At 70.6% G+C, this 24,253-nt stretch carries 24 protein-coding genes; 22 read left to right on the forward strand and 2 right to left on the reverse strand.

Features of this window, described 5'->3' with window-relative positions; all coding sequences use genetic code 11:
• The first annotated feature begins 104 nt into the window (after nt 1-104).
• The 12 genes from sctU to HWX31_RS22085 all read left to right on the forward strand — a co-directional run bounded on the left by sctU (nt 105) and on the right by HWX31_RS22085 (nt 10,898).
• Nucleotides 105-1,190: a type III secretion system export apparatus subunit SctU gene (sctU, locus tag HWX31_RS22030; protein ID WP_174966162.1), complete on the forward strand. Its 1,086-nt coding sequence runs from the start codon at nt 105-107 to the stop codon at nt 1,188-1,190.
• The gene (gene sctV / locus HWX31_RS22035; RefSeq protein ID WP_174966163.1) at nt 1,187-3,259 is read left to right on the forward strand and encodes a type III secretion system export apparatus subunit SctV; all 2,073 of its coding nucleotides are present in this window, start codon (nt 1,187-1,189) and stop codon (nt 3,257-3,259) included. Before sctU ends, sctV begins: the two co-directional genes overlap by 4 nt.
• Nucleotides 3,256-3,864 (forward strand): type III secretion system protein SctP, encoded by a 609-nt coding sequence (sctP, locus tag HWX31_RS22040; protein ID WP_174966164.1) that lies wholly within the window; start codon nt 3,256-3,258, stop codon nt 3,862-3,864. The genes sctV and sctP overlap by 4 nt, the downstream gene beginning before the upstream one ends.
• A 44-nt stretch (nt 3,865-3,908) precedes the next feature.
• Complete coding sequence (gene sctQ / locus HWX31_RS22045) at nt 3,909-5,075, forward strand: type III secretion system cytoplasmic ring protein SctQ (RefSeq protein WP_175933958.1); 1,167 nt, start codon at nt 3,909-3,911, stop codon at nt 5,073-5,075.
• Nucleotides 5,062-5,712, forward strand: a complete 651-nt coding sequence (gene sctR / locus HWX31_RS22050) for a type III secretion system export apparatus subunit SctR (RefSeq protein ID WP_174966195.1) — start codon at nt 5,062-5,064, stop codon at nt 5,710-5,712. Before sctQ ends, sctR begins: the two co-directional genes overlap by 14 nt.
• A gap of 33 nt (nt 5,713-5,745) precedes the next feature.
• Nucleotides 5,746-6,009 carry a type III secretion system export apparatus subunit SctS gene (sctS, locus tag HWX31_RS22055; protein WP_010089251.1) on the forward strand — a complete coding sequence of 88 codons (264 nt, stop codon included), beginning with the start codon at nt 5,746-5,748 and terminating at the stop codon, nt 6,007-6,009.
• Complete coding sequence (locus HWX31_RS22060; RefSeq protein ID WP_174966194.1) at nt 6,006-6,881, forward strand: type III secretion system protein; 876 nt, start codon at nt 6,006-6,008, stop codon at nt 6,879-6,881. The genes sctS and HWX31_RS22060 overlap by 4 nt, the downstream gene beginning before the upstream one ends.
• Nucleotides 6,882-7,066: 185 nt before the next feature.
• On the forward strand, nt 7,067-8,065 hold the full coding sequence (hrpD5, locus tag HWX31_RS22065) for an HrpD5 family protein (RefSeq protein ID WP_175933959.1): 999 nt from the start codon (nt 7,067-7,069) through the stop codon (nt 8,063-8,065).
• 27 nt (nt 8,066-8,092) lie between these two features.
• Complete coding sequence (locus HWX31_RS22070; protein ID WP_174966141.1) at nt 8,093-8,344, forward strand: type III secretion protein; 252 nt, start codon at nt 8,093-8,095, stop codon at nt 8,342-8,344.
• Nucleotides 8,345-8,519: 175 nt separating this feature from the next.
• On the forward strand, nt 8,520-8,711 hold the full coding sequence (locus HWX31_RS22075; protein WP_076482426.1) for a hypothetical protein: 192 nt from the start codon (nt 8,520-8,522) through the stop codon (nt 8,709-8,711).
• Nucleotides 8,712-8,801: 90 nt separating this feature from the next.
• Complete coding sequence (locus HWX31_RS22080; protein ID WP_174966142.1) at nt 8,802-9,257, forward strand: CesT family type III secretion system chaperone; 456 nt, start codon at nt 8,802-8,804, stop codon at nt 9,255-9,257.
• A gap of 204 nt (nt 9,258-9,461) precedes the next feature.
• The gene (locus HWX31_RS22085) at nt 9,462-10,898 is read left to right on the forward strand and encodes a helix-turn-helix transcriptional regulator (RefSeq protein ID WP_174966143.1); all 1,437 of its coding nucleotides are present in this window, start codon (nt 9,462-9,464) and stop codon (nt 10,896-10,898) included.
• A 174-nt stretch (nt 10,899-11,072) separates the two neighbouring features.
• On the opposite strand, the gene HWX31_RS22090 is transcribed toward HWX31_RS22085, so the two are convergent.
• Nucleotides 11,073-11,561: an HrpB1 family type III secretion system apparatus protein gene (locus HWX31_RS22090; protein ID WP_174966144.1), complete on the reverse strand. Its 489-nt coding sequence runs from the start codon at nt 11,559-11,561 to the stop codon at nt 11,073-11,075.
• A 290-nt stretch (nt 11,562-11,851) separates the two neighbouring features.
• Here HWX31_RS22090 and HWX31_RS22095 point away from each other — a divergent pair, with 290 nt between their 5' ends.
• The 4 genes from HWX31_RS22095 to HWX31_RS22110 all read left to right on the forward strand — a co-directional run bounded on the left by HWX31_RS22095 (nt 11,852) and on the right by HWX31_RS22110 (nt 15,896).
• Nucleotides 11,852-12,409: a hypothetical protein gene (locus HWX31_RS22095; RefSeq protein WP_244143803.1), complete on the forward strand. Its 558-nt coding sequence runs from the start codon at nt 11,852-11,854 to the stop codon at nt 12,407-12,409.
• 133 nt (nt 12,410-12,542) lie between these two features.
• Complete coding sequence (locus tag HWX31_RS22100) at nt 12,543-13,631, forward strand: sensor histidine kinase (protein ID WP_174966148.1); 1,089 nt, start codon at nt 12,543-12,545, stop codon at nt 13,629-13,631.
• A 46-nt stretch (nt 13,632-13,677) separates the two neighbouring features.
• Nucleotides 13,678-14,427: a response regulator transcription factor gene (locus HWX31_RS22105; protein WP_174966146.1), complete on the forward strand. Its 750-nt coding sequence runs from the start codon at nt 13,678-13,680 to the stop codon at nt 14,425-14,427.
• A complete protein-coding gene (locus tag HWX31_RS22110) occupies nt 14,424-15,896 on the forward strand; it encodes a secretion protein (RefSeq protein ID WP_175933960.1) in 1,473 nt (490 codons plus the stop codon). Before HWX31_RS22105 ends, HWX31_RS22110 begins: the two co-directional genes overlap by 4 nt.
• A 185-nt stretch (nt 15,897-16,081) precedes the next feature.
• On the opposite strand, the gene HWX31_RS22115 is transcribed toward HWX31_RS22110, so the two are convergent.
• Complete coding sequence (locus HWX31_RS22115; protein WP_174965859.1) at nt 16,082-17,185, reverse strand: type IV pilus twitching motility protein PilT; 1,104 nt, start codon at nt 17,183-17,185, stop codon at nt 16,082-16,084.
• 307 nt (nt 17,186-17,492) lie between these two features.
• On the opposite strand from HWX31_RS22115, the gene HWX31_RS22120 reads away from it, so the two are divergent.
• The 6 genes from HWX31_RS22120 to HWX31_RS22145 are packed head-to-tail and all read left to right on the forward strand — an operon-like array spanning nt 17,493 to nt 24,244.
• Complete coding sequence (locus tag HWX31_RS22120) at nt 17,493-18,011, forward strand: toxin co-regulated pilus biosynthesis Q family protein (RefSeq protein WP_174965860.1); 519 nt, start codon at nt 17,493-17,495, stop codon at nt 18,009-18,011.
• The gene (gene pilN / locus HWX31_RS22125) at nt 18,011-19,762 is read left to right on the forward strand and encodes a PilN family type IVB pilus formation outer membrane protein (RefSeq protein ID WP_174965861.1); all 1,752 of its coding nucleotides are present in this window, start codon (nt 18,011-18,013) and stop codon (nt 19,760-19,762) included. Before HWX31_RS22120 ends, pilN begins: the two co-directional genes overlap by 1 nt.
• 11 nt (nt 19,763-19,773) lie before the next feature.
• A complete protein-coding gene (gene pilO2 / locus HWX31_RS22130; protein WP_174965862.1) occupies nt 19,774-21,063 on the forward strand; it encodes a type 4b pilus protein PilO2 in 1,290 nt (429 codons plus the stop codon).
• A 13-nt stretch (nt 21,064-21,076) separates the two neighbouring features.
• Nucleotides 21,077-21,571, forward strand: coding sequence for a type IV pilus biogenesis protein PilP (gene pilP, locus HWX31_RS22135; protein WP_174965873.1), 495 nt, complete (start codon nt 21,077-21,079; stop codon nt 21,569-21,571).
• A complete protein-coding gene (locus tag HWX31_RS22140) occupies nt 21,568-23,178 on the forward strand; it encodes a GspE/PulE family protein (RefSeq protein ID WP_174965863.1) in 1,611 nt (536 codons plus the stop codon). The genes pilP and HWX31_RS22140 overlap by 4 nt, the downstream gene beginning before the upstream one ends.
• The gene (locus HWX31_RS22145; protein ID WP_174965864.1) at nt 23,168-24,244 is read left to right on the forward strand and encodes a type II secretion system F family protein; all 1,077 of its coding nucleotides are present in this window, start codon (nt 23,168-23,170) and stop codon (nt 24,242-24,244) included. The genes HWX31_RS22140 and HWX31_RS22145 overlap by 11 nt, the downstream gene beginning before the upstream one ends.
• Nucleotides 24,245-24,253: the final 9 nt, after the last annotated feature.

The following is a 24,253-nucleotide window of genomic DNA, read 5'->3' on the forward strand; positions in this document are numbered from 1 at the left end:
GCGCGCTTCGCGCCCGGCGGCGCGGCTTCGGGTCGGCGCGCGCCTGCGGCGCCGCGCGCCGCTAACGTACGCGCCATGTCCTACTCTCGACAGGAACGGCGGCGATGGCCGAAGAGAAAACCGAAGAGCCCTCCGAGAAAAAGCTGAAGAAGGCGCGTGAGAAGGGCCAGGTCGCAAAGAGCAAGGACGTCGCGGACGCGGTGACGCTGGCGGCCGCGATCGGCGTGATGACGGCCGGCGAATCGATGCTGACGGGCGGCCTGACGCGCGCGATCCGCACCGCGCTCGACTTCGTGCAGGGCGAGCGCACGCCGCAGGCGACGCTCGCCGCGCTGCACGACCTCGCCGCGAGCGCCGCGCTGACGATGCTGCCGTTCGTCGTCGCCGCGATCGTCGCGGGCATCGTGTCGCAGGCGCCGCAGGCGGGCTTCATGATCACGCTCGAGCCCGTGATGCCGAAATTCGACGCGATCAATCCGATGGCGGGCATCAAGCGGATCTTCTCGCTGAAGTCGCTGCTCGAGCTCGTGAAGATGATCATCAAGGCGGTCGTGCTCGCATGCGTGATCTGGAAGATGATGACGTCGCTGTTTCCGCTCGTCGTCGCGAGCGTGTACGAGCCGACGCCGCAGCTGTCGCGCGTGCTGTGGACCGTGCTGATGAAGCTGCTCGGCGTCGTCGTGCTGGTCGTCGTGGTGTTCGCGGCGGCCGACTACAAGATTGCGCGCGTGATGTTCATCCGCGACAACCGGATGACGAAGGAAGAAACGAAGCGCGAGCACAAGGAGAGCGAAGGCGATCCGCACACGAAGGGCGAGCGCCGCCGGCTCGCGCGCGAGATCGCGACGAGCGCGCCGCCGCGCCAGAAGGTCGGGCAGGCGAACGTGCTCGTCGTCAACCCGACGCACTATGCGGTCGCGATCCGCTATGCGCCCGACGAGCATCCGCTGCCGCGGGTGATTGAGAAGGCCGTCGACGACGGCGCGCTCGCGCTGCGCCGCCACGCGCACGCGCTCGGCGTGCCGATCGTCGGCAACCCGCCCGTCGCGCGCGCGCTGTACCGCGTCGAGCGCGACGCGGCGATTCCCGAAGAACTGTTCGAAACGGTGGCCGCGATCCTGCGCTGGGTCGAATCGGTCGCGGGCGCCCGCGCCGATGCCGCCGCCGTTCCCTCCGCGAGGTCGTCATGACGCTGAAAACCCTCAAGTTTCCCGCCGGCGGCGAGGTCGGCATCACGGTGCTGGTCGTCGCGATCGTGTCGCTGATGATCCTGCCGCTGCCGCCCGAAGTGATCGACGTGCTGCTCGGCTTCAACATCGCGATCAGCGTCACGTTGCTGATGGTGACGATGTACGTCGGCAGCATCGTGTCGCTGTCGGTGTTTCCGTCGATCCTGCTGTTCACGACGTTGTACCGGCTGTCGCTGAACATCGCGTCGACGAAGTCGATCCTGCTGCACGCGAACGCGGGCGACATCATCGAGAGCTTCGGCGAGCTCGTTGTCGGCGGCAATCTCGTCGTCGGCCTCGTCGTATTCCTGATCATCACGATCGTGCAGTTCATCGTGATCGCGAAGGGCTCGGAGCGCGTCGCCGAAGTCGGCGCGCGCTTCACGCTCGACGCGATGCCCGGCAAGCAGATGAGCATCGACGCGGACCTGCGCGCGAACATCCTGACGCCCGACGAGGCGCGCCGCAAGCGCGCGACGCTCGCGAAGGAGAGCCAGCTGCACGGCGGGATGGACGGCGCGATGAAGTTCGTGAAGGGCGACGCGATTGCGGGGCTCATCATCACGCTCGTCAACATCGTCGCGGGCATCGCGATCGGCGTGATGTACCACGGGATGACGGCGGGGGAAGCCGCGAACCGCTTCTCGATCCTGTCGGTCGGCGACGCGATGGTGTCGCAGATTCCGTCGCTGCTGATCTCGGTCGCGGCGGGCGTGATGATCACGCGCGTCGCCGACGATCACGACGAAGGCGAAGGCACGTCGCTCGGCGCCGAGATCGCGAAGCAACTGGGCGGCAGCCATCGCGCGCTGTATTTCGCGGCGGTGCTGCTGGTCGGCTTCGCCGCGGTGCCGGGCTTTCCGGCGGCGCTGTTCGTGCTGCTGTCGGGGACGCTCGCGTTCGCCGGCTACCGGCTGCAGAAGGGCGCGCGCCGCACGGCCGCGCGCGGCGAGCCGGTGATCGCGCTGCAGCGCGCGGGCGCGAAGAGCAGCACGCCGTCGATCCTGCCGCGCGCGCCGCTGTTCACGTGCGCGATCGGCGTGCGGGTGTCGCCGGATCTCGTCGCGCGGCTCGCGCCCGCCGCGCTCGATCGCGCATTCGACGAGGAGCGCGCGAAGCTGCAGGAGGAGCAGGGGCTGCCGTTTCCCGGCATCACGCTGTGGACGAGCGACGCGCTGCCCGAAGCGACGTGCGAGATCCTGATGCGCGACGTGCCGCAGGCGCGGCTCGAATTGCCCGCCGACCAGACGATGCTGCCCGACGCGGCGTCGGACCCGGCGCTCGCCGGCCGCTGCACGAAGCGCGGGCCCGCGGGCGGCCTCGCCGAGAGCTACTGGATCGACGACAAGGCGGTGCCGGCCGGCGCGCGCGCGTGGCAGGCCGAGCAGGTGATCGCGCACGAGACGATCGCGCTGCTGAGGCGCAACGCGCACCTGTTCCTCGGCATCCAGGAAACCCAGTGGATTCTCGACCAGCTCGGCCTCGACTATCCGGGGCTCGTCGCCGAGGTGCAGAAGGCGCTGCCGACGCAGCGCATCGCCGACGTGCTGCGCCGCCTGCTGGAGGAGCACATCCCGATCCGCAACGCGCGCGACATCATGGAGAGCCTCGTCGCGTGGGGGCCGAAGGAGAAGGACATGCTGATGCTCGCCGAATACGTGCGCGGCGACCTGTCGCGCTATCTCGCGTATCGCGCGTCGCGCGGCGCACGGCAGTTGCCGGCCGTGCTGCTCGACCTGCCGGTCGAGCAGCACATCCGGCAGTCGATCAAGCAGACGCCCGCCGGCAACTTCCTCGCGCTGCCGCCCGAGCAGGTCCGCTATCTGGTCGACAGCGTCGCGTCGTTCGTCGGCGAGACGCCGCGCGACGGCGTCGTGCTCGTCACGTCGATGGACGTGCGCCGCTACACGCGGCGAATGATCGAGGCGCGGCTCGGCTGGCTGCCCGTCTATTCGTACCAGGAGCTCGGCGACCAGGTCGAATTGCAGCCGGTCGGCCGCGTGACGATGCCGACGGCGGCCCACGCATGAGCGCCGCCGACCTGAGGCCCGTGCGGATCATCGCGGGCGAGCCGGTGGCCGAAACGGGCGGTATGCCGACGACGCGCACGGCCCGGCGCGGCTTCGACTACGCGCAATTGATGCGGCGCTCGCGCGTCGCGCCCGCCGGCGAGCGCGCGTCGGCCGACGACGAGCGGCGGCGTGATGCGTCGCTGCCGTGGCGCGACGGCGCGCTGCCGTCGTTCGAGCGCGACCCGGCCGCGCTGCCGGACGCGGTCGGGCGCGAAGCGATGGCGCGCGCGTGCGCGGGCTCCGATGCGTTCGTCAACCAGGTGTTCGCGCAGCGCGAGCGGATGGTGCGCGTCGCCGAGGCGCTCGCGGCCGAGATCGCCGCGCTGTGCGGCGACGACGCGGCGGGCCGGTGGGAGATCAGCCTGCCCCTCGACGCCGCGCTGCTGCCGGACACGGTGCTGCACCTGGTTCTTTCGCGTTTCGACTTGCGGCTTCGGTTCGAGACGCCGGACGCGGCGACGCGGCACTTACTCTGCACCCATGGCGCGACGCTGCACGCGCGACTCGACACGCTGCTCGCGCACCACGGCGCGCCGCGCGAGATCGAGATCGACGTCGACTGAGCGAGCGCAATCGAACCCGCAACCGATCCCGACCAGCCGCGACGATGGATACCGAGCCGATCGAACTGGAACCCGACACCGCCGCGCCGCGCGGCATCGACGCCGCACTGCCGCTGCCCGCGTGCAGCGCGTTCGACGCGGCGCTTGCGCGCATCGTCGCCGACGCGCGGCTCGCCGCGTGGCTCGCGCGCTTCCCGGCGATGTCCGGCTGGCGCGCGGCGACGGGCGAGCGGCCGCGCTTCGAGCGCCCCGGCGTGCTCGACCTGCGATGGCACGGCGCGACCGCGCGTGTCGCGATCGATCTCGCCGCGTTTCCGGCGCTCGATGTGGTCGCAGCGCCCGCGCTCGACGCACGGGGCGACGCCAGCGTGTCGCTGCGCACGGCGCTCGCGTCGGCGCTGCTCGCGCCGCTCGTCGCCGCGTTCGCGGCGGCGGGGCTCGACGGCGTGACGATCGGCGGGCTGCGCGCCGTGAATGCGGCGGCGCTCGACGCGACGCGCTGCGTGCTGTCGTTTGCGCTCGACGGCGCGCCGCTGCGCTGCGCGCTGCTCGACGCGTCGATGCCGTGGCTCGACGCGCTCGCGGCGCGATTGCGCGGCGAACGGCTGCCCGACGCGGCGGGCCTGCTGGCGCGCGTGCGCCTGCCCGGCCGCGTGCGGCTCGGCTCGCGCAGGCTGCCGCTCGCGGTGCTGCGCAGCCTGCGGCCGGGCGACGTGCTGCTGGACCTGGCGCCGGCCGCGCTCGGCGCCGCGCGGGCGGGGCCGCTGCACGCATGGTGGGGCGCGCGTCGCGCGACGCAATGGCATGCAACCGTTCTGATCGAGGGAACCACGATGACGATGATCGAAACACCCGACACCGCCGACGATCTCGACGAGCCGATCGTCGCGGGCGACCTGCCGGCCGGTTCAGCGGCCGATTCACCCGCCGATGCGCCGGACGGCGACGCGCCGGGCGCTGCGCCCGAGCCGGCCGACCTCGGCGACGTCGACCTGCCCGTGCACGTCGAGATCGACACGCTGTCGCTGTCGATCGCCGAGCTGGCCGCGCTGCGGCCGGGCTACGTGCTCGAGCTGCCGCTCGCCGCGCGCGACGTGCCGGTGCGGCTCGTCGCGTACGGCCAGGCGATCGGCGGCGGCCGGCTGGTCGCGGTGGGCGCGCATCTCGGCGTGCGGATCGACCGGATGGCGGGCGACGATGGTTCAGTTTAACGACATCACCGGCCTGCTGATCGCCGTGCTCGTGATGAGCATGGTGCCGTTCATCGCGATGGTGGTCACGTCGTACGCGAAGATCGTCGTCGTGCTCGGCCTGCTGCGCAACGCGCTCGGCGTGCAGCAGGTGCCGCCGAACATGGTGCTGAACGGCATCGCGATCCTCGTGTCGCTGTACATCATGGCGCCGATCGGCTTCGCCGCGCAGCAGCAGCTGCAGGGGCAGGCGCTGTCGCCGCAGCCGACGCAGGCGATGCTGCAGGCGTTCGGCGCGGCGAAGGAGCCGTTCCGCCAGTTCCTCGTCGCGCACTCGCGCGAGCGCGAGAAGCGCTTCTTCCTGCGCTCGGCGTCGGTGATCTGGCCGAAGGCCGCGGCCGCGCAGCTGCGCGACGACGACCTGATCGTGCTCGCGCCCGCGTTCACGCTCGCGCAGATGACCGACGCGTTCCGCATCGGCTTCATCCTCTACATCGCGTTCATCATCGTCGATCTCGTGATCGCGAACGTGCTGATGTCGATGGGGATGAACCAGGTGCAGCCGACCAACGTCGCGATCCCGTTCAAGCTGATGCTGTTCGTCGTGATGGACGGCTGGTCGACGCTCGTGCACGGGCTCGTGCTGACCTATTCCTGAATTCCGATTTCCCGTTTCGAGGAGGCTCGCCCGATGGAAACCGACGACCTGATCCGGCTCACGTCGCAAGGCATGATGCTGTGTCTCTACATTTCGCTGCCCGTCGTGCTCGTCGCGGCCGCATCCGGGCTCGCGATCTCGTTCCTGCAGGCGATCACGTCGCTGCAGGAGCAGAGCATCTCGTACGGCGTGAAGCTCGTCGCGGTGACGGTGACCGTCGCGATCGCCGGGCCGTGGGCCGCCGCCGAGATCCTGCATTTCGCGCAGCAGCTGCTGTCGGCGGCGGTGCCGTCGTGAGCCGCGTCACGCGCGCGATCGCGCACACCATCCATGCGGCAAAGCCCGATCCGCGGCGGCGCCGGCCGGTGCGCGCGCGTACCGCGACGACCTACGGCAAGTACGGCACGCGCTTCACGTATTCGAACGGCTTTCAGGCGAACGCGGCCGCCGCGCGCAACCAGATGCTCGCGAAGCTGAAGCCGCGCCTGAAGACGGCCGTGGCGGGCTCGCTCCGGCGGCGGCGTGCCGAGAGCCAGGAGGAATCGTTCGACGGTGGAGATGAAGCGGCGGCGTCGCACGCGCACGTCGCGCCGCACGACGAGCACGACCGGCATTCGGGCGGGCAAGGCGGCGGCCGGCAGCAGCGCGACCAGGACGAACGCGACGACGAGCCGGCCGGTGTATCCGCGCTGCCGCGCGTGCGCGCGCGGCCCACGGCCGCGCCTGCACCGGAGCAGCGCGCGCTGCGCGACATCGCGCATACCCTCGCGGACGCGGCGCAGCGCGAGCAGGCGCTGCGCCACCTGTGGGCCGACACGCTGCTGCAGCTCGGCCGGCGAGTCGACGCGGACCCCGCCGCGCGCATCACGCCCGCGCTGCTGAATCACAACGCGGACCTGCTCGCCGCACGCTTGCGTTCCGGCCCGTGGATGCCGATCGGCTGGAGCGGCGTGAAGCAGGTGCTGCTCGATGCGATGCAAAGCGCGGGCGCCGCGCCGCGCGACGCATCGGCTGCGCGCGGCGAGCGCGCGAGCACGCACTATCTGTTGCTGCCGCTCCTCGTATTCAACGCGGAACGTCCGTCGACGAACGCGCAGCTCGCACGCGCGATCGCAAGTGTCGGGACGCTGCACGGCGGCGTGTCGGCCGCATCGCGGCCGCGATCGTGAGTGTCGCGGCGCACGCGATGCTTCGCAAACGCGGCGATGAATTCGCATGACGAACCAGATGTGAGGCCGCGACGAATTATTCTGGCTGCATGGACGAACGAAGCGGCACACCGAAGCGGCGAGCCGATCGCGATCGATTCGATCGACGCCGATGAAACCCACGACGCAACGATGAGGAGCAACCGATGAAGCTGCTGCGAATCCTGACCGGCCTGCACGCCGGCGTGGAAATCGCGCTCGGCGCCGGCGAGCACCGGATCGGCGCGGGCGACGATGCGGCGATTCGCATCACCGACTGGCGCGACGGCGACCTGCTGCTGTCGATCGACGCACAGGGCGCGACGCGCGCGCAGCGCGCGGCGCCGGTGCCGGCCGAGACGGCCGCCGATTCGTTCGACGCGGACGGCTCGCCGCTGCTGATGCAGGACTTCGTGCCGGTGCCGTTCGGCGAGACCGCGTTGTGCGTCGGGCCGGCGGACGGCGCATGGCCGAGCGATCTCGAACTGCTCGCGACGTTGTGGGCGCCGCCGCCCGGCGCCGATGCGGCGCGGCGCGGCGCGCAGCGCAAGCTCGCCGCGTGTGCGGCGGCGGGCGGCGCGCTGGTCGCCGGCCTGCTCGCGATGGGCGCGATGCTCGCGAGCGCGCATCCGAATGGGCCGCCCCCGGTCGAGCACGCCGACGCGCTCGCAACGCGCATCGGCGCGGAGCTGACGCGCGCCGGCTACGCGGAGCTGCATGCGGCGCCGCGCGGCGCGATGGTTGCCGTCACCGGCATGGTGGCGACGCCCGCCGACGACCTCGCCGCGCGCAAGCTGCTCGACCGGCTCGCCGCGCACCGCGTCGAGCGGCAGTACGACGTCGCGCAGGACGATGCGCAGAGCATCGGCGAATCGCTCGGCGCATCGGGCGCGACGGTCGCGTACGCGGGGCAGGGGCGCTTTCGGGTGTCGGGCGTCGTGCCGGACCTCGCGCAACTGCGCAAGGCGGTCGAGCGCGTGCGCGCGGACGTCGGGCCGAACGTGCGCGCGATCGAAATCGACGCGCGCCAGTCCGGCGATGCGCCGGTGCCCGTCGCGTATTCGGGGATGCTCGAGATCGGCGACGTGCGCTACATCGAGACGCCGGACGGCGTGAAGCACGTGTTTGCGGGCGCGCCGGCCGACGGCGAGCCGGACCTCAATTGACTGGACTCAACTGACGGGGGAAGCGGTATGTACGAAGCATTGGAACGGGCAGCGGACGTATGCGGACCGCTCGAGCAGGCGCTCGCGGCGCCCGACGCGGCCGTGCGGATCGGCGCGCTGCGCCAGGCGCTCGGCGAGACGGCCGAGCGGGTGAGCGCGGCCACCGTGCAGGCGGCGAGCGACTACGACCGCGACGCGATGCAGAAGATCTATCGCGGGCTGCTCGCGGCGCAGCGAATCGTCGCGACGCTGCACGACGCGAATTCGACGGCCGCCTGACGGCCACGGTTTCGCCGCGCAGCGTGCGGCGGTGGACGGAGCGGCGCGAGCCGTTCCCGACGATGCCGCACGCTGCGTGGCAAAAAAGCGGCGGGCCGAGCGATGTGCAATCAGCGCGGCTGCGCCGGATCTTTGTCGATGCGTGTACGCACGCACTATCTATGGAGTGTTGAACATGAGCATCATCAATACGGCGTTGCATGCTGGTGGAGCCCTGCTGAGCGCAGGCGGCAGTACCGACGCGGGCATCGCGGCGATGAACCAGATGGCCGAGAATCAGATGAAGATGACGATCGCGCAGGCGGAAATGGAAGTGAAAAAGACGGCCGTCGGCCTGATGCAGAAAGGTGCGGAGAAAATTCAGTAAGTTCGCCGCCGCTCGACGAGAGTCGAACAGCCGGCGCCTCGTGCGCCGGCTGTTTTTTTGCAGCGTGCGGGATTCCAGAACGGAGCAGCCATGAGCCAGGAACATTACGAGGAAGTCATCGCCGAGCTTTGCGCGATCGTCGATTTGCCGGATGTCGACCAGGTGCTCGCCACGCGCTCGATCGAGGTCGAAGGTTTCGACGTGCGGATCGAGTACTTCGAGGACGATCCGGACTCGATGTACGTGAACTTCCATTACGGGATCGTCAGCGCGGGCCGCACGCTCGCGGTGTACCGGCTGCTGCTCGAGGCGAACCTGCTGATCTATGCGCAGGACCAGGCGCAGCTCGGGATCGACGCGGACACGGGCAGCATCGTGCTGCTGATGCGGCTGCCGCTCACGCCCGACGTGACGGGCGAGACGCTCGCCAGTCTGTTCGCGCACTACGCGGAGCACGGCCGCTACTGGCGGCAGAACATCATCGAATCGGGCGACGAGATGTTCAGCGGGATCGCGTCCGGCGAGTATTTCTGGCTGAGGGTGTAGCGGCGCGCAGCGGGCGGGCCCGACGTGAGACCCTGACGGGCGAGCCAATCGTAACGGAACGTCACAAACTGCTGCGCGGATTCGGCGCGAACGAGACGATAGCGGCACGCATCCACGCGCTGCGCCCCGCGACGAGCGGCGGCGCGGCGTGCGGATCGAGCCCGAACCCTTCGTATTCGAACCCGCTTGCCGAGAGGACCCGCGATGTTTTCGACACTCTATTTTGCCGCTGCCGCCGCGCTCGCCAACCCGTCGTCGACCGACGCGTACGCCGCGCGCGTGCTCGACGGCCGCTTCGCCGAAGCGGCCGCGTGCGTCGCCGCGCGCTGCGACGCCGAGCCCGGCGACCCGGCCGCCGACGTGCGCGACGTCCACGCGTATGCCGACATTCAGCTCGTGCTCGGCCGCTTCGAGGAAGCCGAGGAGACGTTCCGCCGCGCGCAGAAGCTGCTGCGCGAGTCGCGCGACCAGACGCGCGTGATGACCTGCCGCAACGCGAGCTGGCAGGCGTTCTTCCAGAACCGTTTCGGTGTCGCGCAGGCGGGCTTCCGGCGGATCGCCGACGACCGCGCGGCGAGCGCCGGGCAGAAGCTCGAGAGCCTCGTCGGCGAATGCGTGGTTATGCATCACCTGGGCCGCGCCGAGGACGCGATGACGGCGCTCGACGTGCTCGACGCGGCCGCCCGCGACGCCGATCCGCGCTGGCTGCAGCTCACCGGCGCGCTGCGCGCGGACTTGCTGCTGCAATACGGGGTCGGCTGCGCGGACGCGCTCGGCGACCACGTCTACTGGCGCTCCACGCTGACCGACCTGCCGCTGTCCACGTTCGCGGAAGCGGCCACGCCTGCGGCCGGCGCCGACGCGCTGCCGCTGCTGCGGATGCGCGTCGACTACATGCGGCAGGTGCATGCGCTCGCGGCCGGCGACCACGCGGCGCTCGCGCGGATCGATGCGCACGTGAGCTGGTGCGCGAAGGCGGGCCTCGCCGACTACCAGCGCAGCGTGCGCCTCGAAGTCGCGCTCGCGGCGCTGGCCGGCCAGGCGCCGAATGTCGCCGACACGATGATCGCGCCGTATCGCGACGCGGCCGGGCGCTGCGGCTCGCACGTGCGCTGGACGCTCGACTATCTGTATTGCGCGGCGAAGGTGCGCGAGCAGCAGGGGCGGATTCGCGAATCGTCGTCGCTGTATGCGCGCTATGCGCTCGCGTCGGTGCGGCACGTGCGCTCGGACGGCGCGGCGCTCGCGCCCGCGCTGGCGATCGCGCGCTGCGGCACGCATGCGGCCGCGCCGAGCGACGACGTCAGCGCGCGGCTGCCCGGCAAGTACCGGCGCGCGTATCGCTATCTGATGGAGCGGCTCGACCAGCGCGATCTGTCGGTGCGGGAAATCGCCGCGCACATCGACGTGACCGAGCGCGCATTGCAGGCGGCGTTCAAGACCTATCTCGGCCTGTCGCCGAGCGAGCTGATCCGGCGGCAGCGGATGGAGCGGATTCGCGGCGAGCTGCTGTCCGACGCGCCGCGCGCGGCGAGCGTGCTCGAGATCGCGAGCCGCTGGGGAATCCAGCATCGATCGACGCTGGTCAACGGCTATCGGCGGATGTTCGACGAAGCGCCTTCGCAGACGTTCGACCGGTAAAGGCACAGGCGGCGACGCATGACGCCGCCGCCTTCCTGATCTCGTCGAGCCTCTGCGCCACCGCCAGCCGCACGGTTGCTCGACCGGTTGCGTGCTGCATCTCGAATGTCCGCGCATCGTTCGCGCCGCGCGCCGCCGATCCCGAACGATCCTGCCCGTTTCGACGCATCCGTTTCACCCCATCCCGCTCGCATGCACATGCCGCGCCCACTGATACCGGTCGAGCCGCAGCAGTTGCGAGATGCGTGCGGCGACGTCGTCGTCGTCATGCATGCCGACGGCGTCCGCGAGTTCGTTCACCTTCAGGAACCGGCCGACGAGCACCGCCGACGCCCGGTCCCCCGACAGCACCACGGTCTGCGCGTAACGCCGCCAGTCGTCGTCCTGCAGCGCGTACAGGCACCAGCTCTGCAGCGCCGCGCACAGCGGCGTGCCGCGCTGCTGGTCTTCGAGCGTGCGCAGGATGTGCAGCGCGCCGATCCAGTCGCGCCGGCTGATCCGCAGCCGCACGTCGCACAGGTCGACCGCGGCGTTGCGCGGCTGCAGGACCCGCAGCGCGAGCAGCAGTTCGTCGAGGTCCGCGTGCGCGCTTGCGCGCAGCCCGGCCGAGAAGGCCGAGAGCAGCGCGCGCAAGGCGGCCTTGTTGCACGGTTTGATCGCCATGTCGGTGCGATGCGTCGAGTAGAGATGATCCGGCGACGATGATCGCCGTCACGCGCGCGAGAGCGATCGGCGCGTGCGAAGCGGCGTCATGCGCGGCGAAGCGGGGCGCGTCGCGCGGCGGCGGCGCGCGATGCGCGTCCGGTCGTTTCGGCCGCCGCGACGTCGCTTCGCGCGCTTCGCCGCGCGTGCGAACACGCTGCCTAAGCTTGTCGTCGAACCGCGGGCACACGAAGGCCGCGCGCGTTCCTTTACTTTTCCATCAATCGATTCACATTCATAGCGAGACGGTCATGAGCGTAAACGGCATTTCGAACACGACTCTCAATCCGACGCAGTTCAACTCGTCGTCGACGTCGGGCAGCCGCGATCAGAAGATCGAGGAGCTGCTCCACGAAATCGAGGAGCTGCTGATGCAGGACGATTCGGGCGGCGGCGACGACACGAACGTCGGCGACGATCCGTCCGGCAACACGCCGACGGGCAACAACACGCCGGGCGGCAAGAACGGCCCGACCAACCACGCCGTGACGCCGACCGGCGGCAAGCCCGGTGAGGACATGCGCGACGTGAAGCTGAACACGAAGGCGGGCGGCGAGGCGCTGCACCTGAAGATGGACTCGCAGGGCAACCTGTACAACGGCAGCGGCAATTCGGTCGGCACCGTCGACAAGGACGGCAACGTGAAGCTGAACTCAGGCGCGACGAAGGAGCTGGAGCGCCTCGAGACGGGCGGCAATCCGTTCGTGAACGCACACGTCGGCAAGCAAGGCGCGGGCGGCAACATGGAGTTCACGTCGGACGAAGTGACGGTGAGCGCGGGCGACCTCAAGCAGAAGGCCGACTTCTGACCGTGCGGACGACGCGGCGCGGCGGCACTGGACAAGCGCTTTCGAATCGGGTCACACTGCGCGCTCGCGCCGCCGCGTCGCGGCCCGTCCAATCATTCGCGGACCGCGACGTCCGCCGGAGCAGAACTTGAGCGTGCCGCAACGGGCCGATGCCCGAATCTTCGAGGTGATGCAGGCCCGGCAGGCGTGGGGCACGCTCGCGCTCGACCGCGACGGCGCGATCGTCGCGGCCACCGAGCGCGCTCACGCGCTGTTCGGCCGCACGCTGCCGGCCGGGCTGCCGCTCGCCGCCTTGCTCGGCGATGCGGCGCACGCGGCGTTCGCGGATCCCGCCGCGCTGTTCGACGCACTCGAACAAGGATTCGAATTCGAATCCGACGATGCGATCCTGTGGCTCACGCTGCAGCCGGTCGAGCACGATCCGGTGCTCGCGGCGACGGTCACGGTCGCCGACGTCACGCCGCTGCGCCGCGCGCTCGACGAGCGCGTTGCGTCGCTGCGCTTTCTTGCGCACGACCTGCGTTCGCCGCAGAATTCGATTCTCGCGCTGACCCAGCTGCACGACGCCGATCCCGACGCGTTCGCCGCCTGCGGCGGCCTCGAACGGATCGCGCAGCTCGCGCGGCACGCGCTGCTGCTCGGCCAGGACTACCTCGTCGCGTCGGCGGCGGACGATCTCCGGCAGCGCCATTTCGTGCGCTTCGACCTGCGCAAGATGCTGCGCGAGCTCGTGCCGAAGCTCGAAGTGGGCGCCGTCTATCGCGGCGTCTCCTTGCAGCTCTGGCTCGACGACGCCGCGCCGCTGTGGTTGCGCGGCGCGCGCGTGTTCGTCGCCCGCGCGCTGCAGAACCTGATCGACAACGCGGTGCAGGCGTCGCGGCAGGGCGCACGCGTCGAGATCCGGCTGCACGTGCGCGACGCGCACGCGGAACTGACGATCCGCGACTGGGCGGGCGGCCTGCCCGGCCTCGCGACGGACGCCCGGATGACGGATTTCGCGCCGCTCGCCAAGCGCGGCTCGATGGGCTTCGGCCTCGGGCTGCAGCTCGCCGCGCAGGTGGTGGCCGCGCATGCGGGCGCGCTGTACGCCGAATCGAATCGCGGCGTCGGCACGACGTTCGTGATGCGTCTGCCGATGCTCGCGCCGGCGGCCGGCGCGGCGCCGCCGGCCGTGCCAGAAGGCATCGCGCGCTGGCGCGCGAGCGTCGCGCCGGACGGCTGAGCGCGCGCGTTCTCCCTCAATTCGCTTGACGACCCCTGATTTCACGATGTCCGAACCGAACATGCAGCGCACCGTGCAGCAGCCCAAGCAGATCGTCGTCGTCGAGGACGATCCGGTGCAGCGCACGCTGCTCGTCACCTGGCTCAAGGCCGAGGGCTACCGCGTCGAGGCGTTCGACGACGGGCTCGACGCGCGCCGCTTCCTCGGCGACAGCTGGGCCGACCTGCTGCTGCTCGACTGGGACCTGCCCGGGATGACCGGCGAGCGGCTGCTCGCGTGGGTGCGCGGCCGCGCGCGCTCGATCGTCCCGGTGATCTTCCAGACCGTGCATTCGGACGAAGAGGACATCGTGAAGATCCTCGACGCCGGCGCGGACGACTTCCTCGTCAAGCCGCTCGAAAAGCAGACGCTGCTCGCGCGCGTGCGCGCGCTGCTGCGGCGCTTCGCGGCGCTGTCGGTCGACAGCGGGCGCATGCAGCTCGGCGGCTACGTGCTGGCGCGCGCGACGCTGACCGTGTCCGACGACGGCGCGTCGCACGCGTTCAGCGCGAAGGAATTCGACATTCTCTGGCACCTGGCCGAGCATCCCGGCACCGTCGTGCAGCGGCAGGACCTGCTGCGGCTCGTGTGGGGCGCGGACGCGTCCGCGCAGACCCGCACGGTCGACATGTACGTGAGCCGGCTGCGCAGCCGGCTGAAGGCGGCGGGCATCGGCTGGACCGTGCATGCGGCCTACGCGACCGGCTATCGCCTGAACCTGGGCGCGGACGCGGAACCGGCGGATCGCGCATCGTGACGCCGCGCGCGGCCGTGTCGGCCGCCGCGCTGGCGCTCGCGCTCGCCGGCCATGTGCCCGCACTGCACGCGGTGCCGCTGACGTGGCCGCTCGCGCGCTTCGACTATCGCGTCGGCCCGGTGAACGCCGCCGACGCGTTGAGCGAGCTGAGCCGCCGTTCGGGCGTCGCAATCGACATCGAGACAGACGCACCGTGCCGGCTCGACGTGCGCGACGCACTGCCGCCGCAGCGCTTCGCCGACTGGGTCGCGCGCACCTGCGGGCTCGCGTCGTACTACGACGGCGCGGTGCTGCAGCTCGTCGCGCCCGCTGCATTCGAGCGCGCGGCGGTGCGGCTCAATTACGCGACGCCCGCCGAGCTGCGCGCGACGCTCGCGCGGCAGCGGATCGTCGACGCGCGCCGGCGGCCCGGCTACGACGACGCGGCGCGGATCGTGCGGGTTGCCGGCCCGCCGCGCTACGTCGCGCTCGTGCTCGCCGCCGCGCGCGCGCTCGACGAGGCCGCGCAGGCGCGGGTTCGGACCGAGACGCGCGCGTTCCGGCTGCGCTTGCGCGCGGCGGCCGACCACGCGGCGCGCGGTGACGCGGGCGATACGGTCGTGCCGGGGCTGGCGACGCGGCTGCGCCGCCGGCTCGAGCAGGACGGCGGCGCGCCGCGCGCGGTGCCGGGCGTGCGCGAATTCACCGCGTCGCTGCCGATCGTCGACGCGGACGCACGCTCGAACACCGTGCTGATCCGCGACGTGCCCGCGCGGCTGGCGCGCGACGCGCGGCTCGTCGCGCAGCTCGATACGCTGCCGGCGTCGATACGGATCGACGCGTTCGGCGTGACGCTCGCGCCCGCGCGGCTCGACGCGCTGGGGCTGCGGTGGCGCGACGGCGCGCAGGCGTCCGGATCGTCCGAACTTGCCGGCGCATCCACCCCGCGCGTCGCGATCGCGCCCGCGCCGGACGGCTGCGCGGCAACGCGCGCACGCGTTGCCGAACTCGCCGCGCACGGCGACGCGTCGATCGACGCCGACGGTTCGACGCTGACGCTCCCCGACGGCAGCGCGGATTTCGGCCGTCTGCGGCAGGTGTTCGTCGCGTCGGGCGACGGCGATGCACGCTCGCTCGACGCGCAGCGCAACGGCTTCGCGATGCGGGTCACGCCGCGCGAGACTGCGCAGGCGGGCCGCTACGCGCTCGACATGCGGATCGTCGAGCGCTGGGCGGACGGCGCGTCGCCGTCGCGCGAAACCGTGTCCGGCGTGACGCTCGCGGCAGGGGAATGCGCGGCGCTCGCGCTGCCGCTTGCCGCCGGGCGGGGGGAGCAGCGGCTCGTGCTGGTGACGCCGCGCGTGAGCGCCGCCAGCCCGCCCGAACCCGCGAAGCCCGCGGTACGGCCGCGCGCGCCGTCGCGAGCGCATCCGCCGGCGACGCAAGACGACCTCGGCCTCAGGGCGCAGACGCGCCTGCTCGGCAATTGATGCCTAATCGGCTCATTATTAAAATGGCGATCGCGCCCGATTTTACCGCTGGACGGCAAACGTCTATTGGAATTAATGCGGAAAGTCAATTAACGCAGATTTTTGCGTGTTTATATTGTTTTTTTCCGGTTTTAGATCGACGGCTAAAAATGCCGGATCGGGCGCGCGTGTGGCTAACAGGTTAACTAACGGTTAACAATGGACTGCATCATTTCGTGCAGCTCGATCCGGTTGTAAGTCGCCCGTAACGCGTCCTTCGTCGTGATCCGGTTGCGGGCCGCGAGCGCGGCGAGATCGTCGTTCAGCGAGCGCGACATGTTGTCCTCGCGGCGCCGCAGGAACTCGTTGACGAGGTGCAGCTTCGTCGGGTCCGCGATCAGCTTCGCGACCTGGTTGTTGTTGTTGAACAGCAGCTCGCTCGCGAGCACGAGGCTCTCGCCGTCCGCGCTCGGCACGAGGCTCTGGCAGACGATGCCGATCAGCGATTCGGCGAGCGCGACCGCGTGCCGGTCGCGCTGCTCGACCGGAAAGAACGACAGCAGCTTGTTGAGCGCGCTGACCGCGCTGCCCGTGTGCATCGTCGCGAGCACGAGGTGCCCCGATTCGCCCGCCTGCAGCAGCGTGTCGGCCGTCTGCGCGTCGCGCACCTCGCCGACCATCACCACGTCCGGCTTCTGCCGCAGCGCCTCGCGCAGCCCGTGCTGGAAATTCGGCGTATCGGTCGGCACTTCGCGCTGCGAGATGATCGACTCGCGGCGCTCCAGATAGTATTCGATCGGCTCCTCGATCGTGACGATATGCGTGTTGCGCGTCGCGTTGACGTGCTCGAGCAGCGACGCGATCGTCGTCGTCTTGCCCGAGCCCGTCGGGCCGGTGACGAGGATGATGCCCTTCGTGTTGTCGAGCATCGAGCGCACGTAGACGGGCAGGCCGAGCTCCTCGAGGGGCAGCGGCTTGAGCGGCAGGCGGCGCATCGAGATCACGATCTTGCGGCCGCCGCCCGCGCGGTATACGTGGCAGCGCAGCCGGCAGCGCGTGAGGACGAACGGGCGGTCGAGCGTGCCTTGATGCAGCGCGCTCTCCCAGTGCTCGTCGATCGCGTCGAGCAGCGGCCGCATGTCGTCGGCGAGCACCGGCTCGTCGCTCGTCTCGACCCAGCCGCGCGGCGTCTTGATCGTGATGGGGCGATCCTGTTCGATGTGGATGTCGGTGAACATCTGCTTCAGGTCGATCAGGCCGAGGACTTCACCCGCGAGATCGCGCAGCGGGGCGGCGGCATGCTGGTTCATTTGGGCGATTCGAATGAATGGAATGGGCGGCGCAATGCGCGCGGTGACTGGGAATTTGAATGGTCTATTTAATTTTGCACGCAAACTAGCTTTTGTCAAACTGTTCGGGGTATATTTGCCGCGCAATAATCAATTCAATAATGCGACTGCATGCGTAGACCTATTATGTAAAGCCGAGGTAATCCCGGAATCGGAAAGTCTTTTCCGACCGCGCAGGCGTTCCGAGGCGTCGGATGCGGCCTCCGGGATCGACACTCGGCAAAGCGCGGGGCCAGCGGCGCACGGCAGTCGAGTAACGAGGACATTCATGATGCACGGCGCCACGGTCGCCGCGGCCGCGTTCATCGCGCTCGCGCTTTCTGCAACCGACTGCGCGGCGAGCGGCCCGCCCGTCGGCACCGATCCGGCGCCGGGCGGCCCGTTTGCCGAGCGCTTCGATCACGCGCCGCTGACGGCGCAGCGCGGTGACGTCTTTCGCGCACCGGCTTCGGCCGGGGCCGCGCCGGGCGCGCAGGCGCTGCCCGCGGCGGCGACAGCGACGACGGCGGCCGCCGCGCCTGTCCCGGCCGCGTCGAGCTGGGACGTGCGCGCATCCGACGGCACGATTCGCGGCGTGCTGTCGCGCTGGGCGCGCACGGCGGGCTGGCAGCTCGTCTGGGATGCGCCGGTCGATTTCAGCATCGACGCGCAGGCGACGCTGCGCGGCTCGTTCGAGGACGCGCTGCAAGCGCTCGTCGCGAGTCTCGGCCGCACGTCGACGCCGATCCAGGCGATTCTCTATCAAGGCAATCATGTGTTGCGCGTCGTCGCGCAAGGAGCGGGCTGATGCGCGTCTTTTTCGTCATTTCGTTACTCGCAGCGCTGCTGAGCGGCTGCACCGGGCTGCGCAGCGGCATCGAGCGGGACGCGCAACGCGATTCGAACGAATCCGGCGCGCTGCTGAAGCGCGTATCCGACGGCGACAACAGCGTGCACGCGCTCGCGCCCGTCGTCGTGAACGACGGGTTATGGGTGTCGGCGGGCGCCGTCAAGCTGCAGCACGGCGAGCAGTTGCCGTCGCTGTTCGACGAGCCCGCGTCGTTTGATCGCCCGGTCGCTTCGTTGTCCGAATTCGCCGAGCAGGTCACGCGGCTCACGCAGGTGCCGACGCAGGTTGCCGCGAGCGCGCAGCAGGCGGCCGCGCGTTCGCAGAACGGCGGCGCGGACGGCGCCGCGCGCAGCGCGCCCGCGTTCCTCGACGCGTCGGGCGCTCGCTCGGTGCCGCCGCTGCCGCCCGGCATGCCGGCCGGCGCGTCGTCCGGCGGCGGCAAGGCGGGCGGCGGCGGTGCGGGTTCGGACGGCGGCGGCACGTCGTTCGCGCCGGTGCGGATCGTGTATGCGGGCGGCACGCTGCGCGGCCTGCTCGACGCGGCGTGCGCGCGCTTCGGCGTCTTCTGGAAATACGAGCAGGGCACGATCCGCTTCTTCTTCACCGATACCCGCACGTTCCAGGTCAACGCGATTCCCGGCGACTCGTCGCTGAACGCGTCGGTGGTGAGCGGCGCGACGAGCGACGGCACGTCGGGCGGCTCGCAGTCCGGCGGCGCGGGCGGCGGCGGCAACGGCGCGAATTCCGGCTCGACGGGCCTCACCGCGAACAACACGGCGAACACCGCGGTGAACTCGCAGCTGTCGGTGTTCAACGGCCTGCAGAGCGCGATCCAGTCGATGCTGTCGCGCTACGGCAGCTCGGTGTCGTCGCCGGCCACCGGCTCGATCTCGGTGACCGACACGCCCGACGTGCTCGAGCGCGTCGCCGCGTTCATGACGCAGCAGAACCGCTCGCTGTCGCGGCAGGTGCTGCTCAACGTGACCGTGCTCAGCGTGTCGCTGAAGGCGGGCGACGCGTACGGGATCGACTGGAGCCTCGTCTACAAGACGATGTCGGCGAGCTTCGGCATCACCAACCCGTTCACGCCGGCGGCGCTGACGACGACGCCCGCCGACCTGTCCGCGACCGTGCTCAGCCCGACGAGCCGCTTCAACGGCACGAAGCTGCTGATTCGCGCGCTGTCGGAGCAGGGCACGGTGCGGCGCAAGACGTCGGCGTCGGTCACGACGCTCAACAACCAGCCGGTGCCCGTGCAGGTCGCGACGCAGACGGGCTACCTCGCGTCGGTGTCGACGACCAACACCGCGAACGTCGGCTCGTCGACGGCGCTCACGCCGGGCACCGTGACGACCGGCTTCAACATGACGCTGCTGCCGCACGTGCTCGACGACGGCACCGTGATGCTGCAGTTCTCGACGAACATCTCGGCGCTGCTGCAGCTGAAGAACGTGACGAGCAGCGAGGCCAAGGACTCGACGCGGATCCAGACGCCCGACGTCGACATGCGCAACTTCCTGCAGCGGGTCGCGATGAAGTCGGGCGAGACGCTCGTCATCAGCGGCTACGAAGGCACGAACGATTCGCTCGACGAGCAAGGCGTCGGCACGCCGAAGATGATCGCGCTCGGCGGCGGCTACGAGGCGCAGCGCCAGCGCGAGGTGATCGTGATCCTGATCACGCCCGTCACGCAGCGCGGCGGCGCGTGACGGAGCCGGCGATGAGCGCGCAAGTGATTCAAATCGGCCGCCACCGCTTCGTCGGCGGCCTGTTCTGGCAATCGCTGTCGCGGCGCAACGAGCTGCGCGCCGAAGCGGTCGAGCTCGCGAAGAAGCTGAAGTTCGACCTGATGGTGCTGCGGATCGATCGCGGCGGCGCGGCGGCGGGCTATGCGAACACGCGCGACGGCTTCGTGCCCGGGCAGTTGTCGCTCGGCGCGATGGTGTCGCGCTCGATCGCGCTCGAAGGCGCGTTCTACAACGGCCGCCGGCAGCCCGCGCCGAACTGGCTCGGCGCGTTCGCGCTGCCGGACGGACGCTGGGCGTACTTCGCGGTGCGCGACCACGCGTTCATGCCGCAAGGCGACTGGATCGGCACCCGCGAGGAAGCGCTGGAGCGGCTGCACACCGATTACGCGTGGGGCGGCTGGAACGTCGTGATCGGCGAGCCGGAGCTCGAGCGGCAGGGCTTCCAGAATTTCCAGCCGAAGCGGCTCGACGAACTGCTGCCGCGCCGCGGCGGCCGGCCGCGCACCGAGCGCTGGTGGGCGCTGCGGCCCGTCGAGCGGCGGCTGTCGGCGCGCACCGCGCTGATCGCCGCGACGGTCGTGTGCGTCGCGGCCGGCGGCGCCCTCGCGTACTGGCATCATCGCGCGAAGGTCGAGGCCCAGGAGCGCGAGGCGGCGCTCGAGCGCGTGCGCGCGGAGCTCGCCGCGCGGCAGGCGACGAGCGCGCCCATCGTGCATCCGTGGGCGACGCTGCCCGACGCGGTCGGGTTCGCGCGCGCCTGCGCGGCGCGTTTCGGCCGGCTCGCGCCGGGCGGCTGGCGGCTCGAGCGCTACGAATGCACGCCGGACGCCGCGCACTACGCGTGGGCGCGTAACGGCTCGAACGTGCGCTACCTGCTCGCGGTGGAGCCCGGCGCGACGGTCGACACCGACGGCGAGCGCGCGACGCTCGACGTGCCGCTCGCGGCGCCGAAGGCCGGCGACACGCCGCTCGTCGACGATTCGGCTGTCAGGACACAACTTCTGGCGCGTCTCCAATGGCTCGACACGGCCGCTAAACTCGACCGGCTGCTTCCCGATCAGGCGCCGGGCGCCCCGCTCGCGAATCTCGCGCAGCAGGCGGCCGCTGTGACCGGGTGGCGCGCGTACCGGCTGAACGCGACCCTCGGCGGCATCGCGCCGCCCGAGTTCGTGCGCGCGATCGACGTGCCGGGGCTGCGCGTGCAGCGCATCGCTTACCAGAACAATCAGTGGACTCTCGAAGGAGTGCTCTATGCGAAATAGTTGCGTTCGATCGATGTGCGCGCTTGGCCTGGCGTTGCTCGCCGGCGTCGCGCGCGCGGCCGGGCCCGCGTCGCCCGACGACGGCGCCGCGACCGCCGCGCGGCTCACGCAGCTGCAAAGCGAAACGGTGCTGCTGCAGGCGCAGCTGAAGAAGCTCGAAACCCAGCAGCAGGTCATCGAGCGTTCCGCGCAGCTCGCGCGTGCGCTCGGCGGCGGCGTGCCGGCTGCCGGGCAGTTCACGGTGACGGCGATCGAAGGCGTCGGCAAGCGCGCATTCGCGACGCTGCGGATGAACGGCGGCGCTGAATTCGAGGTGCAGCGCGGCGATGCGCTGCCGGACGGCGGACGCGTCGTCGCGATCGAGCCGCGCGCGGTCGTCGTGTCGAATCGCGGGCGCACGACCCGGCTGTCGACGGCGTCGCCTTCCTATGCGGGCAATCCGCCGCTGCCGGCCGACGTGGCCGCGCCGCTGCCGTCGCTGCCTTCGTCGCCTGCGAGCGGATCATGAACCAGGGCGCGCAACGACCCGACCCGGCGCTCGCGCGCGCGACGCCGTCCGCCGGCACGGACGCCGCGCAGCCGCGCGGCCCGCACGCCGTCAGCGAAGCGGGCGATTTCGCCGCGAGCGTCGAGGAGCGCAAGTTCGTCTGCCTGTTCGACGACGGGCGCCTGCTGATCGCCGAAGGCCACGAGATGAATCCGTTCGTGCTGTCGTATCGCGCGCGGCTCGACCGGATGGGCCGGCCCTACCGGCTGACGCCCGCGACGCTGACGCAGGTGCGCGAGGCGTACCGCCGGCATGTGGCGGGCGGCGGCGAGCGGCTCGATCACACGGTGATGCAGGTGCTCGCGAAGGAGCTGATCGGCCGCGCGTGCCGCGAGCGCGCGTCGGACATCCATATCCGCGTGCGCCGCTTCAGCACCGAGGTCTACTTCCGCATCCACAACGAGCTCGTGCGCGTGAACGAGCACACGCGCGAGCACGGCGAGCGGCTGCTCGCGACGCTGTACGGCGCGATGACGACCGTGTCGGACAACAGCTACCGGCCGAACGAGCGGCAGGACGCGAGCATCGGCGACCGCGACAAGCTGCCGGACGACCTGTACGGCGTGCGGATCGCGACGACGCCGACCAACGAAGGCAGCCTGATGGTGCTGCGGCTGCTCTACAACGATGCGGGCGACGCGTCCGATCTCGCGGCGCTCGGCTTTGCGCCCGAGCACGTCGCGGCGTTCCGCACGCTGCGCGCGCAGCCGCACGGGATGAACATCATCAGCGGGCCGACGGGCTCCGGCAAGTCGACGACGCTGCAGCGGATGCTTGCCGCGCAGATCGACGAATCGCGCGGCAGCCTGCACGTGATCACGGTCGAGGACCCGATCGAATATCCGATCGGCGGCGCGGTGCAGACGCCGGTGGCGAACGCGCCGACCGAGGAGGCGCGCGCGCTCGCGTTCGCGGCGGCGATCACGAACGCGATGCGGCTCGACCCGGACACGATCATGATCGGCGAGATCCGCGACCGCGCGTCCGGGCAGACGGCGCTGCGCGCGTCGATGACGGGCCACCAGGTGTGGACGACGGTGCACGCGAACAGCGCGCTCGCGATCGCCGACCGCCTGATCGATCTCGGCCTGCACGCGCGGATGGTCACCGATCACACGGTGGTCTCCGGGCTCATCAGCCAGCGTCTCGTGAAGCTGCTGTGCCCGCATTGCAAGCTGCGGCTCGTCGATCATCCGGACCGCATCGAGCCGGGCCTGTTCGCGCGGCTGCGGCTCGCGCTCGACAGCCGGATGCACGACGTGTGCATCGCGGGCGACGGCTGCGCGCATTGCCGCACGGTCGGCACGATCGGCCGCACGGTCGTCGCGGAGGTGATCCTGCCCGATGCGCGGCTGTTCGAGTTCCTGCGCGACGGCTACAAGGCCGGCGCGCTCGAATACTGGACCCGCACGCTCGGCGGGATGACGCTCGCCGAGCACGCGCTGCGCAAGGTCGCGGCGGGGCTCGTCGATCCGCGCGGCGTCGAGCGCGTCGTCGGCACGCTCGCGCCGGTGTCGGGCGAGGCGCGGCAACAGTTGTCGCTCGTCGGATTCAGCTATGGCACTTGAGCTGAACCGCCGCTGGGCGAAGCTGTGCCTGAATGCCGACGAGCGGCTGCGCGTCTACCGGAAGATCGCGAAGATGCTCGGCAACGGGCTGCCGCTGCTCAAGGTGCTCGAAGAACTCGAATGGCGCGCGTCGCGCGAGGGCCGCAAGCCGCGCGAGCCGCTCGCGATCGTGCTGTCCGACTGGCGTTTCGCGGTGCAGAACGGCCGGATGCTGTCGGAGGCGATGGAAACGTGGGTGCCCGCGACCGAGCAGATGATCGTCGCGGCGGGCGAGCAGGCGGGGCGCATCGAGGATGCGCTCGCGTCGGTGGCCGACATCGTGCAGTCGGGCCGCAAGATTCGCCGCGCGGTGACGGGCGGCGTCGCGTATCCGGTCGGGCTCGTCGTGATGGTGATCGGCTACCTGTACCTGTTCGGCACGCACGTGATCCCGAAATTCGCGCTGATCGCCGATCCGACCCACTGGCACGGCGCCGCGCGCTCGCTGTATCTGATGTCGCTGTTCGTGCAGGGCTGGATGCTCGTCGTCGTCGCGCTGCTGGTTGCGGCGCTTGCCGCGCTCGCATGGTCGCTGCCGCGCTGGCGCGGGCCGCTGCGCATCTATGCGGACTGCGTGCCGCCTTATTCGATCTATCGGCTCGTCACGGGCAGCGGTTTTTTGATCGCATTCTCGGCGCTGCAGGCGTCGGGCGTCACGGTCGAGAAGGCGCTGCTCAAGATCGGCGCGGTCGCGGGGCCGTGGCTGCGCGAGCGGATCGACGACACGCTGGACGGCGTGAAGTCGGGCCTCAACGCCGGGGAGGCGCTGCACAACACCGGCTATCAGTTTCCGTCGCGCGAGATCGTCGAGGATCTGTGCATCTACGCCGAATTCGGCGGCTTCGACGCGGCGCTCAAGATGCTCGCCGACGAATGGCTCGAAGAGGGCGTCGCGCGGATCGCCGCGCAGATGCGCGTGCTGAACGGCGTCGCGATCGTCGTGCTCGCGCTGCTGATCGGCTGGCTCGTGACGGGGTTTTTCGGAATTCAGCAGGAAATCGCCGCGATGACGCGCGCGATGCATTGACGTCGCGCA

The sequence above is a fragment of the Burkholderia ubonensis genome, assembly GCF_902833085.1.
Classification (GTDB): Bacteria; Pseudomonadota; Gammaproteobacteria; order Burkholderiales; family Burkholderiaceae; genus Burkholderia; species Burkholderia ubonensis.